This is a genomic window from Legionella moravica DSM 19234, assembly GCF_000423305.1.
Taxonomy (GTDB): domain Bacteria; phylum Pseudomonadota; class Gammaproteobacteria; order Legionellales; family Legionellaceae; genus Legionella; species Legionella moravica.
Genome location: NZ_AUHS01000026.1, coordinates 12,457 through 29,246 on the forward strand (window position 1 = coordinate 12,457; position 16,790 = coordinate 29,246).

Genomic DNA, 16,790 nt, shown 5'->3' on the forward strand with positions numbered 1-16,790 from the left:
CCGGCTGGAGCTTGTTATGTTGAAATTATTATTTGTTACCTCTCTTGGCTTAGTTGCCTTAACTACTCATGCAGCTAATGTCACACAAGTTAATCGCTATGCCACTGTTGCTAATAAACCACTGGCTGCTCAGATAAATCCTTTATTAGCGGTACAACAAGTTCATTTTCCTCAAGAAGTTAAAACCATAGGTCAAGCTATTGAGTGGTGGCTTAGATATTCAGGATTCACACTGGTTGCTAAAGAGAAACAACCTTTAAGCCTGCAAGCAGTTATGCACCAACCTTTACCTCAGATTGACCGAAATCTCGGTCCATTAACCGTCAGGGATGGTCTGGAAATCCTTGTTGGACAACAAGTCTTTACCCTGGTTGAAGACTCATTGCTACGTCAGGTGAATTTTCAATTAAAACCAACTGTTAAACCAAGGAGTAAAGAATGATTACTCGTCAATTAATCACAAAATTCAGTATTGCGGGCTTGAGTCTGGCACTCATTGGCTGTGCTGTTCTGGTCAAATGCCATTATCAAGGGAAAACAAAAGATACCGAGATCATAGCTACCCGTTTAAATGATATTCAGGCGCAGCTCGGTAACTTGCAGCAGGCAGCAAGAAAACCGGATGAAAAAGTAGATTTAAGTGCCATCAATCAGGATTTCAATAAACTGACTCTATTGATTGAACAACTCAAATCCAAAGATGACAACACAATAAACCAGCTTATCTCTGAAAATCGTGCTGAACTATCTCACAAACTGGATGCACTTTACGAGGTAATTAATTCGCTCGATAAAAAGCAACATCCCGTTAAATACCTGCCTGTAACGGCATTGCCTTTTAAGGTCATAAGCATAGACAGCATCCAGCAAGTCAGTGTCGCTACAGTTACTTATGACTTTAAAACCATTCCGCTGGAAAAAAGCGACAAACTGGTAAATTGGACAGTCTTGCAGATTGATTTTGGTCAACAACGTATCGAGCTTGAAAACAGTAATAAAGAGCGTGTTGTTGTATCTATGGAAGCCGACCTTGGTGATCAAAATGCTTAAATATTCAGTATTAATGCTTGCCTTGTTAGCGTGTGAAGTCGCACATGCCGACTTGAATATTCCGGGTTTAAATCAACAACCATTAAATGCTCTGGCCATGCAGGATCAAACATTGGCGAAAACGGGCTTAACTATTAATGAAGATGATCTGACCTCAGAACAAGATATTAATAAAATCAAGCTCAATGAAAACCAACTTCATGAAGCCAAGGTATGGGGTTTAACGATTGATGAAGAAAAGCGCTATGTCTTGCTCATGCAAAACAAAAGCAAATTCTATTACGAAGGATTAAGACAAACACCCATTGATATTCTGGGGCTTAATGCCAAAAGCGAAACGGAACGTAACCATTTTGCAGAGCTTGCAGCAATGCAGGAAGCACAGAAGGTCAGCAAGAATATTGCATGGAACAATGCTTTTTACAAAGCGTATAACAAACTGTTTGCCAATGTACCTGTGGTTGGTGATTTTGATCCTTCTCCTTATTCGCCCTATGCCCAGAAGCCTGTGCAGTTAACTCAAGGCGACACACTCTATTTCTTTGTGAAAGAAACGGATGCCGCTAAGACCATTTTATTACTACTCGCAGACGCAATAGAACAAACACCTGATACACGATTACATTTGATGTTGTTAGGCTTTGATGATGCGTCTATCCAGATATGGGCTAATCAACACCAAATACCACAACATCTTGTGAATAGTGGTCGAATCAGCTTGAACCATGGTGAACTTAGTTACCAGGCACTCAAGGTTACAAAAAAAACATCCCCCTTATTGTTACTGTCCAAAAACGGCCATTCAAGCATTGTTGATTTGGGGAGGTTTTAGCATGAGAAAGCTATCTATTATTGCAGGTGTATTGATGATTACTTCTTGCTACGCATGGCAAATCATCAATACAGAACAATATATCAGAGAGGCACAATCCCAATTGACCGAGGAATCTTTAAGGCTTCAGGAAAAACTTGATGCAAGATTACCCGTATCAAGCCAGGCAACTACCGGCAAAGTGGAAAGACGAAAACTCGAACTAACCAACTTCAGCAATCCTGTTTTTATCATCGGTGATGATGCTGTTTCACACCAATGGCTTAAAGACCATTCAGCAGAACTGGAAGCAGCAAACGCACTGGGATTTGTTGCCAACATAACAGAAAGCGAGCAATTACAAGCGCTTCAACAACTGACCAAAGCCCCCTTGTTACCCGCCAATGTCGATGACTTGATGGCCATATTTCAAGAAAGCCATTACCCATTGGCATTTATTGAGGGGGAATTATGGCAATAAAGACTCAAACTCAAAAAAAATCCAAAAGATTCATCATGAGCCTGTTATTACTTGTTCTATTGGGCTGGTTGATTTTATTGGGTTGGGTTTTAAGTCTTTGGTGCTTCTCAGGCTTTGAGACAGCATTTAGTTCAGTGACTGAACTATCCCAAAAACAAACAACGGCTGTTGCAGATTTTAATGATATTGCAATAGCAGAGAAAGTTAAATCATGGTTAGGAATCATACCTACCCAGGAAGTAACGCACAAGGTAACTCAAGCACAACTGTTAATTAAAAACGAACTGAACAATGTACTGCCTGAACCAACTTCTGAATTAAGCGATATTGCAGAAGATTTGATTCACATCTGCAAACAAGTCTGGTTGCTGATTAGTCTGACGATACAGGTCATGTTGATAAAGCTGCTTATCCTTTTGGCAGCTATTCCTTTATTCATGCTGGCCATGACTGCGGGTCTTATTGACGGGCTTAATCAACGCGCCATTCGCACAGCCTCTTTAGGGCGTGAATCTTCTTATGTCTTCCATCGACTCAATTATTACTTCAAAAGTGGTTTATTGATGTTGCTGGCTTTATGGCTGGCAATCCCTGTGAGTATTACACCTGCTTTTGTATTTGTACCTGTCAGCGTCTTGTTGAGTGTTGTGGTTTCCGTCACCGCAAGCCGCTTTAAGAAATATTTGTAAGGAGAAAAAATGAAACGATTGCTGTTAATACTGATGTTAAGCCTGCCCTTAGTCTCTCATGCCAGTGAAGAAGCCTTGAATCAAACACTGGTCAGAGTCATTAACCAAATCAATGCAGTCATGCCTTTACTGGATGAAGCACAAAGTGAAATTGAACCTAACACCCGTATTCAATTGCATATCGAATCTTTTGAAGGAGCCGATGGCAAAACTCACGCAGGTCTTCGCAACGACTTACTGGCTATCAGAAATGCCTTGATTGACTACATCAACAAGCCAGCTATTGAACCTAAAACAATTAGGCCACTGTCGCTTGATTTTATCGGGAAGTAGCCATGAGCAAAGTTGATATCGCTAAAACATTCGCAGCAAGTTTCAAACAAGCCGCGGGAGACACTGCGGCAAGTAGCTACTCTGGTTGTATCCGTTTTATCGCCATCATGTTGGTCATTATTGCTGTGATGTGGTGCATCAACCACTTCATGGGTCATACAGAAAAAGAGCAGGAAGGTTTTCTTGTTCTTCTTGGCTCACGCTTAATCCGCATCGTTTTGGGATTTTGTTTATTTATTCTTATTTTAATCGTCAAGGGGAGTTAACTATGAACAATACCATCGCCACAGTAAAGCAATGGGGGCAAAGGCTTGGTTTAGGGCTTATGACCCTAAATTATGCGCCAGCCTTATTTGCTGACAACTGGTTTCCAAAGATTTCCAACGCCGATGATATCAGTGACGGTAATAAAAGCATGATGACCGTTACTGGAAACTACGTCCGACAAGGCTTGGGCCTGTTGTTGTTTATTGCAGCCGTTATGAGTTTTATCAAATTCATTACTACGGTACAGCATGGTATCGAGGAATCCAAGAAAAATGATGGCTCTATGGTGGCTTTCGGCACCTTCGCTGTCATGGGGATTACATATCTTGCCATCAGTATTGTTGCAGGCTATGTGGGCTACAGCATGATAACCAAGTTCAAGATTTAAGGTGCCCCCATGAACCAACCGTCATCACGTCATTTGTCTCATGATTATGAGGCATACAAAGGGCTAAGTCTAAGAGAGCTATTCTGGATAGTGGTTACCACCACTCCATCTATGAGCCTTCTGTTTAGCTTGGCTGGTTCCTTTACAGGGTACCCCTTGGCTTGTGGCTGTGTCGGTTTTCTAGTGGGTTTTATTGTCTCAATTACCGTATGCCCTAAACGTGTCGCTCGCCTGAAATCAGGAAAGCCCCATGGTTATTTAATGAAAAAAACCATGCTGACTTTGACACGTTTGGGCTTAAAGCGCTCTCCCTATCTTCACCATGTCGGTACATGGCAAAAATCCAAAATCGTGAGGAAATCCCATGTTTAATTACTGGAAAAAAGTAGACAGTTTAAATCATATCAATCGTTTGTTGCTGGCATTTGTGACTGTACTCATTTTGATTGTTGCAGGATTAATTATTACGCTTGCCAAGCTACCCAATCGCTTTGAGTTTTGGCTCACGCCTGCCATGACAATCAATGGGGGTTTAATTAAAGAAAATCAGGTTCCCAAAGAATATGTGCAAGGTTTTGTTGCCACATTGATACCTGCATTGAATACCTGGTCAAACACTGGAAAAGCAGAATTCACTAATAACCTTGCCAGCTTTCATTATTACTTTACCCCGCGCCATCAGCAATTAATGGAAAAAACATTGGCAGCTTACAAGGATGCTCAACTCTTTAACCGTACCCAAGTAGCAAGCCTTTATCGCTTCATGGAGGACGGGGATGTAAAACCACTGGATGATAATACATGGGAAGTCCATCTGGTTTTGCGTATTACTCAAAGATTAAAAGATGATAGCCCCATGGTCATTGCTGACAAGGTGGTTGATTACCATATCCGTGTGGTCAAAGTAACTCTGTCTCGTCTGCAAAATCCCTTTCAGTTAGCCCTTGATGGATACACCCAGCCAGAAACACTGGTTAAAGATTTGTTAGCTACTCACGTGGAGGAAAAACAACATGAAAAAGTTTAAATGGCTATTAGCCTTGATGAGCATGACTTGCAGCATCCAGTCCTTCGCGCTCGATGCAGAGCATGTGCTGTGGGATAAAACCCCTATTCCACTGGATTTATCTTTAAACGAAGAACGGCTGGTTCATTTCCCACAAGCTATCAGCATTGTGGACAATGAAGCAGGCGATAAAATTGCAGTACTCAAGGTTCAGGATACTTTATACCTCAAAGGTAAAGATGCTTTTGAAAACAAACGCTTGCTGGTACAACTCATGCCCCAGGGTGAAGTCATTATCTTCAATCTCAGCGCCAAAGAAAAAATCGTTGCAGGAAAACCCGTTGAAATTCTGCTTGAGAGCAAGGAAGAAACAACCAATACCACACAAGAATCGGCTAATACCTTTGATGTAAATGCCATCACGCTTACCCGTTTTGCTATTCAGTCATTGTATGCACCACAAAGATTGTTGGTTATCCCGGAAGGTATAGGCAGAACGCCTATGCAAACCAGACGGCAAATCAATCTGTTTTATGGCGCGAGCATTGAAGCGCGACCATTGATTTCATGGCATGGCGGTACTTTTTACGTCACCGCAGTGGAGCTTAAAAATCTGCTAAACAAGGAAGTCATTGTTGATCCCCGCCGGATGGTTGGCAATTGGCAAACCGCTACCTTTTATCCCAGCAATACTTTAGCACCACGTGGCAAAGATGATACCACCACTGTCTTTCTTGTTTCTGACAGACCATTTAATACCGCATTAGCTAATAGCCGGGAGTATGTACGATGAAAAAAAATGCCGGATTAAAAGTGTTAACAGGTGTTGTGATTGGTGTAGCTGCACTCATTTTAATGAACAGCAACCATCATTCAAATGAACCAGCCAAACAACAAAATGATCCCAATAATCTGAACGAAGCTATTGCCAGCCAGTTTAACGACAACATCCGTGATGTTGCTGCTAGGTTACAAGAAACCGAAAAGAAACTGGCAAGCCTTGAGTCTGAAAACAATAGACTTAAATTACCCAATTCGGAGGCAACAGAAAACAGTAATCCTGATCTCATCAAAGATTTGGAAAAACTGAAAGAGGAAATTGCCTCACTCAAATCAGCCAATGAAACACCACAAGAAGATAGACCTTATCTCGTTAATGGTGAAACTGCGACTGCTCCTGAAAAAGAGAAGAATATCAAAGACATTGATCTCTTATTAATGAAGCACGAAAACAATCAGACGGAACTGGCTTATTGGGAACGGCTGAAAGAAAAAAGTAATGCGCTCACGCGACTTACCAAATCTGATGCAGCCAAAAGTGAAAGCAAAAAATCCATCCCCTATTACACCATTCCAGCAGGTTCTGATCTTGGCCGCACTACCTTGTTATCTGCCCTGATTGGAGAAGTACCGGTCGAGGGAAAATTAATGCAACCGCTTTTTCCCTTTTCCGCCATTATTAATCGCGGAGATTTAATGGCTGCCAATGGCATCCCCTTACCACCTGATATTTCCGGCATGAAAGTTAACGGTTATGCCATAGGTGTGGGGTCATTTCTCGATAACATCAGTTGTGTCCGAGCTTATGTTACCTCTGCCTTGTTCGTTTTTGATGATGGACATTTTGTCACCGTTGGCAAAGAGCAGATGACCGGAACTGCCGAGATGGTGAATAACGAAAGTTTAGGCTACCTAACCACGGCTTTTGGTAATCCTTGCATTAAAGGCCAGTATTTTACCAATGCTCCCAGAGTCCTTACAGCACTAATGGCCTCAGATGGAATCAAAGGGTTTGGTAATGCGCTGTCTCAATGGCAAATGACCTACAGCGCTAATGCCAATGGCGCTACTGGTACGCCAACCGGCTCTATGGGTAATTACGCTTTGGGAGGCGCATTATCCCAAGGCACGGTAAAAGCTGCTGACTGGCTGGAAAAAAGAATTCAGGGCAGCTTCGATATGGTTTTTGTTCCCGCATCTGTTGGGTACAGACCAACCAGACTTTCATTTCATATCACACAAACCATCAACCTTGATAAAGAAACCAACGGGAGAGTATTAGATTATGGCCATTTACAACAAACTGCACACGATTTTAGTCTTAGGTAGCACGATGGCTTTATATGCCTGCGCTTCCAATTCAATCAGTTCTACTGCCATTCCCGAAGGAGGTCTGACGGTAAGCCAGATTTATCAGCAAAGCCTTGGCGAACCCATGCAAAGCTGGTCAGTAAAACGAACACAAACCAAGCCAGTTAATTATGCCGGTTACACACGTGATGCATCTAACGAGATTCAAAATCTGTTTAAACCGTTGGACAACCCGCAAATTCCTATTTACGTGTTTCCACATGTGGCTTTGATTGGTGATGAGCAATTATTAAAACCGGGTTATACCACCGGTTTCTTCCTCTATAAACAAAACCAGTTTGCCCTGGCATCCGAGCAGTATTAAGGGGAGCTTATGAAACAACTATTGAATCAAATAAGTAATTGGCTGGTGAGTGAACAAAGTAATAACGCGATTACTGAAAAAGCCATTCAAAAAAGATTTGAAAATCAGAAGCCTTCATTTTCAGATCAACTGGCAGTTGTTGATTTTTGTGATGAGCGCAATATCTTCCTGTTGAATGACGGAGTAAGCATTGGTTCCGGCTTTGAACTGGCAAGTATTCCTGCCGAGGCTGCTTCTCCTTCTCATCTGGAATCCATCTTTAACAAAATCAGGGATACCTTTGCAGCAGTTGTTCCATTACATAAGGAAGACGCTTGGGTAATGCAAATGTATGTGAATGATGATTACAGCCTGAAACCTGTGTTGCGCCATATCGAAAAGAGCATACAACCTGCCATAGCCAATACGCCATTTACACAGGACTATCTTTCACGTCTCGATGATTTGTTTACCAAGATGACAAGACCGGAAGGACTATTTGTTGATCCTAAAACGGATGCGCCTTATCGCGGCAGAAGAAGGCGCGTGCGGGTATTGTTTTACCGGCTGTATCAACAGGTACAAATCACCCGTGAGCAAGCGATCATTGAACATCAGGAAGTGATGGCACAAATTGAAAGCAAACTAAAGTCACCCGGTCTGCAACTGAAACAACTGACAGGAAAGGATTACTATCAATGGTGGATTCGCTGGTTTAATCCCAATCCTGAAATAACCGAAGGTAACATTGAAGAGCTACTGGCACGATTTTCTTATCCAAGTCAAAAACCGGCAGGCTTTTCCCTAAGTCAGGCAATTCTTTTTAACGAACCTCAGAGTAGTGCACAGGGGTTTGTATTTGATGGCTATCAGCAACGAGTTCTGTATGTTGACGGATTAAGAGAAGCCCCGGAAATTGGGCTATTGTCACGTGAAAAGCCACAAGCCAATCCCAAACATCGTTATGCGCTTTTAGACAAATTGCCAGAAGGTGCAACTTACAGCATACAGGTGACGTTCAGTAACGATGAAGCACTTGATGCCCATTTGATGCGACTGGAAAAAGGCATAGTGGGTACCAGTTTGAAACCACAACAGGTACGAGATGATATTAAAACAGCGCGTGATGAATTATCTATGGGAAATCGCTTGTTCTGGGTTAATCAATCTATATTCTACCGTGCAAAGACTAATGCAGAAGCCATTCAAATTGAAAAGGATTTAAAAGAGCTATTTATTGAAGCCAAAATGCCACTCATCCCCTCCTGCTATGACTTACATCCACTAAACAGTTACCTTAATGCGCTGCCTTTTAACTTCATACCTCAGTATGCACGTCAGTATTTGCGTTTTGACAGATTGATGTATGCTTCCGAACTCGCAGCTCTGTTGCCTGTCTATGGGCGCAATCAGGGTGCCCGGCATTTACCTTGTTTTACCTTTTTTAATCGTTTGGGCGAGCCGGTTCTGTTTGATGTGTTGCATCATGATTTTATTAGCCAAAACTCTCATTTAGCGCTTTTCGCCAATTCCGGTGGTGGAAAATCAGTAGCAACTGGCTGGATGATTAACTCTCTGATGGCCACGAAAAATGCCCGTATTGTCCTTTTTGAAATGGGAAACTCATTCGACAGGATGCTGATTCATGCCAAAGCCCATGGCAAAAAGACCAAGCAATTGTTATTGAGCAATAAAAAAGGAGAAGCCGTTCCTTTAAATCCTTTTTGTGAAGCCTATAAAGCCTTATCCGAAATCAGTGAAAGTTTAAGTGAAGAACAGGCAACCCAGCTCGCTCAAAAGATTATGGATATCAAATCAGGTTTAGCAGAACAAGCCAACCCTTTAGAGCAAGCCTGTGATGAAGGTTCGCGCAGCTATCTTGCAGAACTGTCGCTTGCCCTTCGCACCATGATTACCGAAGCCAATTCCATTGAAGAAGAACAATTTACCCTGGCTGATGAAACCCTGTTAATTGAAGTATTAAGCGATGCTATTTTAACCTCGTTTAAAAACGATGTGCCACAAATGCTTACTGAGCATGTGGTAGCAGCTTTTGAACGGCGTATGAACAAGGAAACGGTTGCTCGCAAAAAAGACCGGATACTTGATATGCACGACCGTTTGAAAAGCTATGTTATTAACAGCGCCAAATCTCGCTTTTTTAACGTACCTACCGAACCATTGGGTGATTTTGATATTTTCCATATTGATATCTCAGCCATTAAGGATGATACCGGTAAACTTGCCCTGGTTATGGTGTCTTTGTTGCCACGTATCCTTGCTATGGCAGAAGCGACTCAAAATGATAACCGACCTACCTTTATGTTTATTGATGAGTCTCATCTTCAATTTCAAATCCCAAGCGTTGTCACCAGTTGCTTGCTGGTGGCCAAGGTAGCAAGAAAACTCGGATTGTGGCTGGTAGCAATTACCCAAAACGTCACCGATATGAATTCGGAAAAAGCCACCAAAATTCTGTCACTGATAGAAACATGGATTTTGTTGGGTCTTGATGAAAAAGAAATCAATGATGTAAAGCAATTCAAACATTTAACCCCGCAACAGGAAGCCTTAATCAGGGATATTGATTCACAAAAAGGATTGTATGCAGAAGCCGTTTTGTTAGGTTCACGTTATCAAGGATTATTTCGTGTGATTCCACCCCGTTATCTGCTGGCTCTTTTAATGACTGAAAAATCAGAAAAAGCAGAACGATTCACTCTGGAGAAAGAACATGATGTCCTTAAAGCCGCTGAACTTATTGCTCAAAGATTGGAAAACAAAACACAAACGCAACGTCATGATGATTGCTTTTACGATGATTAGTGCAGGTTCGTTATACGCTGCTGAAAGCATTGAACCACCTCATCCTATAAGCAGTATTGGTATTGCAACGAAAGTATTAAGTAAACTCTTTATCAATAGCCATTATAAAATCATAGGCAATTGCACCTGGGCGGTGGGGAAATTACCGCCTAAGCTGGTTGCAGTACCATCTGTCGAGCAATTTCTTCCTGATTTGATTGTGACAGTAGCCAATCGTCCAGAAACCAATCCATGGATTGAGGCCCAAACCCTTTATGAAAATCCGGCGAGTCAGGCGTTATATCAGCAAACCTACAAACTTGCGACTGGTACTGAACTCGGATTTGGTGATGATGCCGGGCAAACCAGTACTATGCACATCAATGAAGAACGTACTCGTGTAGTCAATGTAATAGGAAGCCCGGCAGGCTTATATCAATTTCCTTATCTGTCACACCGGAGTGAAACACGCTTTGGTTATCCTTATTACCTGAGTGAAGCCGATGCCGTAACTGACCGAACTGAAATTGCTGAAATAACCTATATGGTTACGCATCCGCAATTATTATTTAACCATGATATTGGAAGCTCAATCCAAGTATGGGGGCATGAAATCCCACGGCTCATGCGGGTAACTCATCCTTCACGTTTCAGGGCATCAATGGTTGCAGCACTTCATGCTGCTGACATTGTGACTAACAAAAACAGTTTGCATATTACCCAAAGTACCAGCAATACCTGTGGCCCTAATTGTGTGGTTTCCAATGTCATATTTGATGCCAATAACAAAAATGTCATTTGGCAGGAAGTGTACCCCAAAAACCGCAATATCAATTTCAACGATTCCAGTGATATGGGCATCGAGGATGAAAAAGCAGGGAATGGCAATTATGTCTTTGTCGTCTGGCGTAAATACCGTGGCTGCATTCAGCATGAAGGAAAGCTAGTGCGTGCTTTGTCTTTCCCCAAAGTGGGTCAACCTCAAAAACGATAGGAACTATTATGATTAAATTATCAGTGACTTTATTAACCTTGATACTCTCGCAAGCGGTACTCGCCAGCTCGTTGCTACCTAATGAATCGGATTATTACTACAAGCTGGGCGGTTCATCGAATCTCTATGTACCACCTGTGAATAATGATCAAACCATTACTATTGGCGGCAATGTTGATACCCGTTTGGGATTTACCTGTAACGGATTTAACCCTGTAGTTTCCATTACAAATACCTTTCAGGATATGAAATCCTCAGCCATGAATATTCCGGGAGGTGTTATTGATAACCTGAAAGGTTCTGTCGCCGGCTTCCCGATGTATAAACTCCAGCAATCCATGCCGGCCTTATACAACGTATTACAGAATACCGCGGCAAATGCCATGAATGAATTTTCCGTCAAAGTGAAAGACTGTCAGGATGTTAAAAAGACGCTTGAAGAAGGCCAATCGCCTATGGAAAGTATGTTGTCTGTTTCTGATAGCCAAGGTTGGCTTGATGCAGCCAAACGTGCCAAAACTGAAAATGTAGATGTGACTGCAACGGCCAAAAATATTGCCAAAAAGCGGGATGAATATGGATTACCGTGGATAGGCAAGGAAAGCGGTAATGCCGGTGGAAAGTTCCAACGACCTATTAAAGTCATTAATGATGTGGTTATTGCCGGATATAACATTCTGCTAAACCGCAAACCTCTCAACAATGAGCAAAAACCAAGTATCGTTACTCCTATGACTCAAAACTGGAAAACGCCAATTGAAGCTGCTAATTGGGCAGTAAAAGTGCTAGGCGATATCCATGTCAGTAGTTCAGAAGATACAGCGGATAAAACTAAGCATGATGCCAAGGCAGGTATCGGTTTATCAGCACTACTGCAAAGCTGTGACAGCTCGAACACTTGCACATCCAATGTATCCAAAGCGTTGTGGCAACTGGTAGATAAACAATGGCCGTTAACCGAGGAAAAACTTAAACTGGTTAGTGCTTCTAATTTAATGATCACCGATGAAATCATTATCACCATTCAAAGAATGCCACGTGAGGAACAAATACTGACAGTATCCAAATTGGCAGAAGAAATCGCCGTACAAAATATGCTGGATAAGGCCATGATGATGCGTCGAATTTTGCAATCAGGCTTACAGGTACAAGAAGTACAAAATTTGAAACCCGCTTTGGATATGGTGAAATTTGCCTTGAAAAAACTGGATGATGATATTCATTCACTGGCATTTGAAAATGACGTACGTAAAAAGATGATGACCGAAACTTTAAGTCTTCTGATGGACATACGCAGTAATGAAATCGCCAAAGGTTTACCTGGTGATGACCATGAGCAATCACAAGTGAAAAATGGTGCCGTCTATGTAAAACCTGCTTCCAGAGGAGCCTGATATGATAGTTTTTAGTCCTTTATCGCTTTACACCACTTATTTAGGCTGGCAGCAGTATGAGGTTTTATTCAACGCCCTGTGGCAAACAGGGCTTCTATATCTTGGTTTTCTAATGGTGGGGTACCGCTTTTTAAAAAACGTACTGGCACCTAGTGGCTCTACCCATCATGCAGCAGAACATGCTTTGAATAGCTTTCTTTATGAACTGGCAGTGACTTTTTTAATTTGCGGCATCTTTGTCTATCCTTGCGTACCGCTGGAAGAAAAAGCCATGAGCTTTAAACCCATGTGTGGCATTAAGAAAGATTCAGATGCCAAATCATCCACATTAAAAGATACTGGTACGACTTATGATGAAGCCTTTGCCGATGTTTTAACTCCTAACGTCAAAATGCCAATAGGTTTTGCCATTTTACAAAACTATATGTCCGGTTTAACGTATGGTTTGATGAAAGTGACTGGCTGTACTGATAGCCTGCAATCCATTGAAGGTGATTTGATTTCCACTTATTTGCCTGCAGATGTACGAGAGCAGGCGCTTAAATTCCACCGTCAGTGTTTCCTTGAAGCACGAAGCAGTTATTACAATGAGAAACATGACAAAGCCAAAGTAGATGAGATTTTAAAGAAATATGGTGGGGAGGAAGATTTGAAATGGGTCGGCTCAAAAGTGTTTCAAACCCTGTATTACAATAAAATCCATGCTCGTCAACCCGTACCCGGATTCAGTTTCAATGAAGCGCCTAACAAGAATCTGGAAAAGGCAGCCGAACGTGGCGATATTGATGCCAAACATCTTCCAGAACAAGGTTATCCAAGCTGTAATCAATGGTGGGCTAAATTAAAAACCGATTTGGTTCAGGTCGCTAATAATGCCAGTGTCTTTGATAATCATCTTAACTACTACGCAGTATTGGACAGAGTGCGTACTTTCAAAAATACCCACCCTAAAGCGTGGGGGTCACAATTAAGTTCAGAAGATTATATTGCCAAGATGCTTTTAAATGATAGCCGTGACATGCAGGCTAACAGTGTTAAAAACATGATGGATAATACTAATGGGGCTTTTGGTGGTGCTATTTCTCATGGACTGGTCAACATCGGTCAATGGACAAAATCATGGAGTTCAACACCTTTAAAGCGTGAAGCCATCATGCAAACACTACCCGTCATGCAAGCCTTTTTGTATTTCTTCCTCATTATCATGACACCTGTTGTTTTAGCTTTAAGTGGCTACAACCCCAAGGCACTTGGCAGTATCTGCGGATTGTTCATCATGGCGATTTTTCTGCAATACCTCTGGCATCTGGTTGGTTTTGTCGAACGCAGCGTACTTGATCCGCTGGGTCAAAATGATGCAGTTTCAGCAATGAGAAATATGGCAGTATTGTTTTATTTTATTGCACCGATGTTGTTGCTGAAGCTATCAAGTCATTTTGGTGGTGAAGCTGGCGTTGCGTTAGGGTCTTTAGTCAATGAAGCCGGTCAACAGAGTGACAAGGTTGCCAATTCTGCATCTGACACAATAAGGCAAGGTGCTAAAATCGCCAGTGCAGGAAAAATATGAACCAGTCAATTTTAATCGCCGTGAATATGCTGAGCAAATTCATTGCCGGTAATAACCCCATCCTCGTGAAGTTGCTGGGCTTTTCCAGCGGTATAACGGGGCTGGGTTCCCTCATCCGAAGCAAGGGAGGCAATCACTTGTAAAGTAACAACAGATACTTTCCCAAGGACTCTCAATGCCATAAAGGCCATGGATTTACGATTTTTGATTTTCCCAATCATGAGGAATTGTCCATGTTAAATAAATACGTTCGTACAACCATTATAGCTATAACAAAGTATATTCTGCCAGTAGTCCTGCTTTTGTTGTTAGCTCCCCAATTTGTGCAGTTTAGTTCACAGCTAACCCAAACCAATCAGTTCTTTCAGTTACATCAGATTGCCTTTCTTCTTGTGCACAGTCTCTTTTATCTGGCTCTCTATTGGTTATGGCCTCGAATTATTCATGTGCTTGTGAATCGCAGCTCTCATGACATAACACAAGAACAAATCAATTCTGCCTTAAAAGCAAAATGGTATTTACTTGCAGCTTTAGTCTTTTTTGAAGTCCTGGTTTGGTGGAGATAATCATGAGTCATTATCCCGTTGAGAACCTGCTTCGTGAACCAACCGAAATTTATACCAGCATAACCTGTACAGCGCTGGCACTGCTTGCCATAACTCAGCCTCATTTATTTTTGTTGACGAAAGGGATGGGCTATTACGCAGGTCTAAGTTTAATGACTTTGAGTCTGGTCCGGGGATATCAAGCATTTAAGATTAAACGCTATCGCCGGCGTTTAATCGCTATGCCTTACTATGCTTTATCTACGACTCAAGTACCTGTTTCTCAACAGTGGTTGTTTCTTGGTAAAGGTTTTCGTTGGCTGCCACACCATACCCAGCGATTACATCAAATCAAGCAAATAAAGAATGAAACCTTTATGCAGCGTGGAAAATGTTACCAAACCATAAGGAAATTTTGTCAAAATCACGCAGCTTCGTATTTGGCAAAACTATTCGGCAGCCCTTCTAAATTGAATCCATTTAGACCTGATCCACCAGTGGGAGGCAGTCCTTACCTGCATGGTTTAGGTGAAAAAGACGATCCAGTTTACATTCCACAAGACGTAAGAGTTGGCCATACTTTTGTAGTAGGTACTACTCGTGTAGGTAAGACACGATTAGCCAGTATTCTCATCAATCAAGACATCAGAAATGGTGATGCAGTCATTGTTGTTGACCCCAAAGGCGATCTGGATTTGGTTCGCGATATGTATTCAGCCTGTGAAGCATCGGGCCGATTGAATCACTTTCGTATAGTACATCTTGGTTTCCCCGATCTGTCAGCTCACTACAACCCATTAAAAAACTATGATCAGGTAAGCGAAGTTGCCACCCGTATTACCGATGCTATTGCTGCAGAAGGTGAAGGCAAACAATTCGCAGCTTTCGCATGGAAGTACGTCAATATAGTTGCAATCTGTCTGGAAGAAATGAAACAACCCATTACCTATAAATCTATAGCTTTTTATATCAGTCGCCTTGATCAACTTTTAATGGCTTATGCAGATACCATTATGCCTGCTCATTATCAGGATTATCACGAACAGATTGATGCAATATTGACACATCATGAAGAACGTCAGAGTCGCAAAAATAAAAGTGCTGCTCCAATGGATAGAACCAAAGCAGTCATTGAGTACATAAAAGAGCATATCAGCAAGACTATCACAGCCGGCAATGTTGAAAGCCTGCATGATCAGATTCTGATTGATCTTTATGATGCAGCCATTATGGACAAGCACTACTATGACAAAATAACCGCCAGTGTCGGTCCGGTTCTATCTGAAATCAATAAAAGTAACGCAACCAATATTTTCTCATTTAAACAAAGCCAGAATGAAATTGAATTAATGGCAGCAATCAAGGAAAAGAAGGTCATTTACATTGGCCTTGATAGCTTGACCAACCCCAACATTGCTCAAGCAGTAGGAAAGGCCTTTTTATCAGACTTGGTATCAACTGCAGGAAAAATATACAAGGAAAGCAACACCCATTACCGTTTGAATCTGCACTGTGATGAGCTATCCGAAATTATTCAGGATTCATTTGTAAAAATCCTCAATAAAGCTGGTGGTGCAGGTTTTCAGGTTACGGCTTATGCTCAAACTATACAGGACATGGAAGTAGCACTTGGCTCAAAAGCCAGAGCGGAAGTTACAGAGGGAAATTTTAATACTCTGATTATGCTTAGGGTTAAAAATGAAGAAACAGCCAATTTGTTAGTTAAAATGCTACCTCAAGTAGGTGTAATTGATCACACGCAAGTTTCTATGGTAAATGATACTCCGCATGGGGAAGACGGTGTTTATTTTAATACGACCAATGAAGATCGTGTCCAAACATCTTCTGTGGCCATGATTGATGTGAGTGACGTTATATCTTTGCCTAAAGGGCAAGCTTTTGTTTTAGTCAATGGAGGGGAGCTATATAAAATTCGGATTCCAATGCCATTGAACAATAATCTAGCATTTAATGATATTAAATTAATTTTGAATAAATGTAATGAACGGATCATAGATAATTAATT

Annotated in this window: 20 protein-coding genes; 19 read left to right on the forward strand and 1 reads right to left on the reverse strand. The window is 41.7% G+C overall.

Annotated features, from left to right (window positions below; genetic code table 11):
- Positions 1-16 precede the first annotated feature (16 nt).
- Genes pilL2 through G543_RS0107515 form a run of 17 tightly spaced genes read left to right on the forward strand, consistent with a single transcriptional unit; the run spans position 17 to position 14,219 of the window.
- Positions 17-442 (forward strand): PFGI-1 class ICE element type IV pilus protein PilL2, encoded by a 426-nt coding sequence (pilL2, locus tag G543_RS0107435; RefSeq protein WP_028383962.1) that lies wholly within the window; start codon positions 17-19, stop codon positions 440-442.
- Positions 439-1,050 carry a hypothetical protein gene (locus tag G543_RS0107440; protein ID WP_028383963.1) on the forward strand — a complete coding sequence of 204 codons (612 nt, stop codon included), beginning with the start codon at positions 439-441 and terminating at the stop codon, positions 1,048-1,050. Before pilL2 ends, G543_RS0107440 begins: the two co-directional genes overlap by 4 nt.
- Entirely contained in the window at positions 1,043-1,882 is an 840-nt protein-coding gene (locus tag G543_RS0107445) for a TIGR03759 family integrating conjugative element protein (RefSeq protein ID WP_028383964.1), read from the forward strand. Before G543_RS0107440 ends, G543_RS0107445 begins: the two co-directional genes overlap by 8 nt.
- A 1-nt stretch (position 1,883) precedes the next feature.
- Positions 1,884-2,342, forward strand: a complete 459-nt coding sequence (locus G543_RS0107450) for an integrating conjugative element protein (RefSeq protein WP_028383965.1) — start codon at positions 1,884-1,886, stop codon at positions 2,340-2,342.
- Positions 2,333-3,031: a TIGR03747 family integrating conjugative element membrane protein gene (locus G543_RS0107455; RefSeq protein WP_028383966.1), complete on the forward strand. Its 699-nt coding sequence runs from the start codon at positions 2,333-2,335 to the stop codon at positions 3,029-3,031. The genes G543_RS0107450 and G543_RS0107455 overlap by 10 nt, the downstream gene beginning before the upstream one ends.
- Before the next feature lie 9 nt (positions 3,032-3,040).
- Positions 3,041-3,364: a hypothetical protein gene (locus tag G543_RS0107460; protein WP_028383967.1), complete on the forward strand. Its 324-nt coding sequence runs from the start codon at positions 3,041-3,043 to the stop codon at positions 3,362-3,364.
- A 2-nt stretch (positions 3,365-3,366) separates the two neighbouring features.
- Positions 3,367-3,630, forward strand: a complete 264-nt coding sequence (locus G543_RS0107465; protein WP_028383968.1) for a hypothetical protein — start codon at positions 3,367-3,369, stop codon at positions 3,628-3,630.
- Between the two features lie 2 nt (positions 3,631-3,632).
- Positions 3,633-4,019 (forward strand): hypothetical protein, encoded by a 387-nt coding sequence (locus G543_RS0107470; protein ID WP_028383969.1) that lies wholly within the window; start codon positions 3,633-3,635, stop codon positions 4,017-4,019.
- A gap of 9 nt (positions 4,020-4,028) precedes the next feature.
- On the forward strand, positions 4,029-4,391 hold the full coding sequence (locus G543_RS0107475; protein ID WP_028383970.1) for a TIGR03750 family conjugal transfer protein: 363 nt from the start codon (positions 4,029-4,031) through the stop codon (positions 4,389-4,391).
- Positions 4,384-5,046 carry a DUF2895 family protein gene (locus G543_RS0107480; protein WP_028383971.1) on the forward strand — a complete coding sequence of 221 codons (663 nt, stop codon included), beginning with the start codon at positions 4,384-4,386 and terminating at the stop codon, positions 5,044-5,046. The genes G543_RS0107475 and G543_RS0107480 overlap by 8 nt, the downstream gene beginning before the upstream one ends.
- Positions 5,033-5,818 carry a TIGR03749 family integrating conjugative element protein gene (locus G543_RS0107485; RefSeq protein WP_028383972.1) on the forward strand — a complete coding sequence of 262 codons (786 nt, stop codon included), beginning with the start codon at positions 5,033-5,035 and terminating at the stop codon, positions 5,816-5,818. The genes G543_RS0107480 and G543_RS0107485 overlap by 14 nt, the downstream gene beginning before the upstream one ends.
- Positions 5,815-7,134 (forward strand): TIGR03752 family integrating conjugative element protein, encoded by a 1,320-nt coding sequence (locus G543_RS0107490; RefSeq protein WP_028383973.1) that lies wholly within the window; start codon positions 5,815-5,817, stop codon positions 7,132-7,134. Before G543_RS0107485 ends, G543_RS0107490 begins: the two co-directional genes overlap by 4 nt.
- Positions 7,091-7,480, forward strand: a complete 390-nt coding sequence (locus G543_RS0107495; RefSeq protein WP_028383974.1) for a TIGR03751 family conjugal transfer lipoprotein — start codon at positions 7,091-7,093, stop codon at positions 7,478-7,480. The genes G543_RS0107490 and G543_RS0107495 overlap by 44 nt, the downstream gene beginning before the upstream one ends.
- Before the next feature lie 9 nt (positions 7,481-7,489).
- Positions 7,490-10,285: a conjugative transfer ATPase gene (locus tag G543_RS0107500; RefSeq protein WP_035921725.1), complete on the forward strand. Its 2,796-nt coding sequence runs from the start codon at positions 7,490-7,492 to the stop codon at positions 10,283-10,285.
- Complete coding sequence (locus G543_RS0107505) at positions 10,278-11,258, forward strand: TIGR03756 family integrating conjugative element protein (RefSeq protein WP_028383976.1); 981 nt, start codon at positions 10,278-10,280, stop codon at positions 11,256-11,258. The genes G543_RS0107500 and G543_RS0107505 overlap by 8 nt, the downstream gene beginning before the upstream one ends.
- A gap of 8 nt (positions 11,259-11,266) precedes the next feature.
- Entirely contained in the window at positions 11,267-12,652 is a 1,386-nt protein-coding gene (locus G543_RS0107510; RefSeq protein ID WP_115343478.1) for an integrating conjugative element protein, read from the forward strand.
- 1 nt (position 12,653) lies between these two features.
- Entirely contained in the window at positions 12,654-14,219 is a 1,566-nt protein-coding gene (locus tag G543_RS0107515; protein WP_028383978.1) for a conjugal transfer protein TraG N-terminal domain-containing protein, read from the forward strand.
- An 11-nt stretch (positions 14,220-14,230) separates the two neighbouring features.
- On the opposite strand, the gene G543_RS0107520 is transcribed toward G543_RS0107515, so the two are convergent.
- Complete coding sequence (locus G543_RS0107520; protein ID WP_028383979.1) at positions 14,231-14,440, reverse strand: hypothetical protein; 210 nt, start codon at positions 14,438-14,440, stop codon at positions 14,231-14,233.
- Positions 14,441-14,452: 12 nt separating this feature from the next.
- On the opposite strand from G543_RS0107520, the gene G543_RS0107525 reads away from it, so the two are divergent.
- Positions 14,453-14,785 carry a hypothetical protein gene (locus G543_RS0107525; protein ID WP_028383980.1) on the forward strand — a complete coding sequence of 111 codons (333 nt, stop codon included), beginning with the start codon at positions 14,453-14,455 and terminating at the stop codon, positions 14,783-14,785.
- A gap of 2 nt (positions 14,786-14,787) precedes the next feature.
- Positions 14,788-16,788 (forward strand): type IV conjugative transfer system coupling protein TraD, encoded by a 2,001-nt coding sequence (gene traD, locus G543_RS0107530; RefSeq protein ID WP_028383981.1) that lies wholly within the window; start codon positions 14,788-14,790, stop codon positions 16,786-16,788.
- The last annotated feature ends 2 nt before the right edge of the window (positions 16,789-16,790 follow it).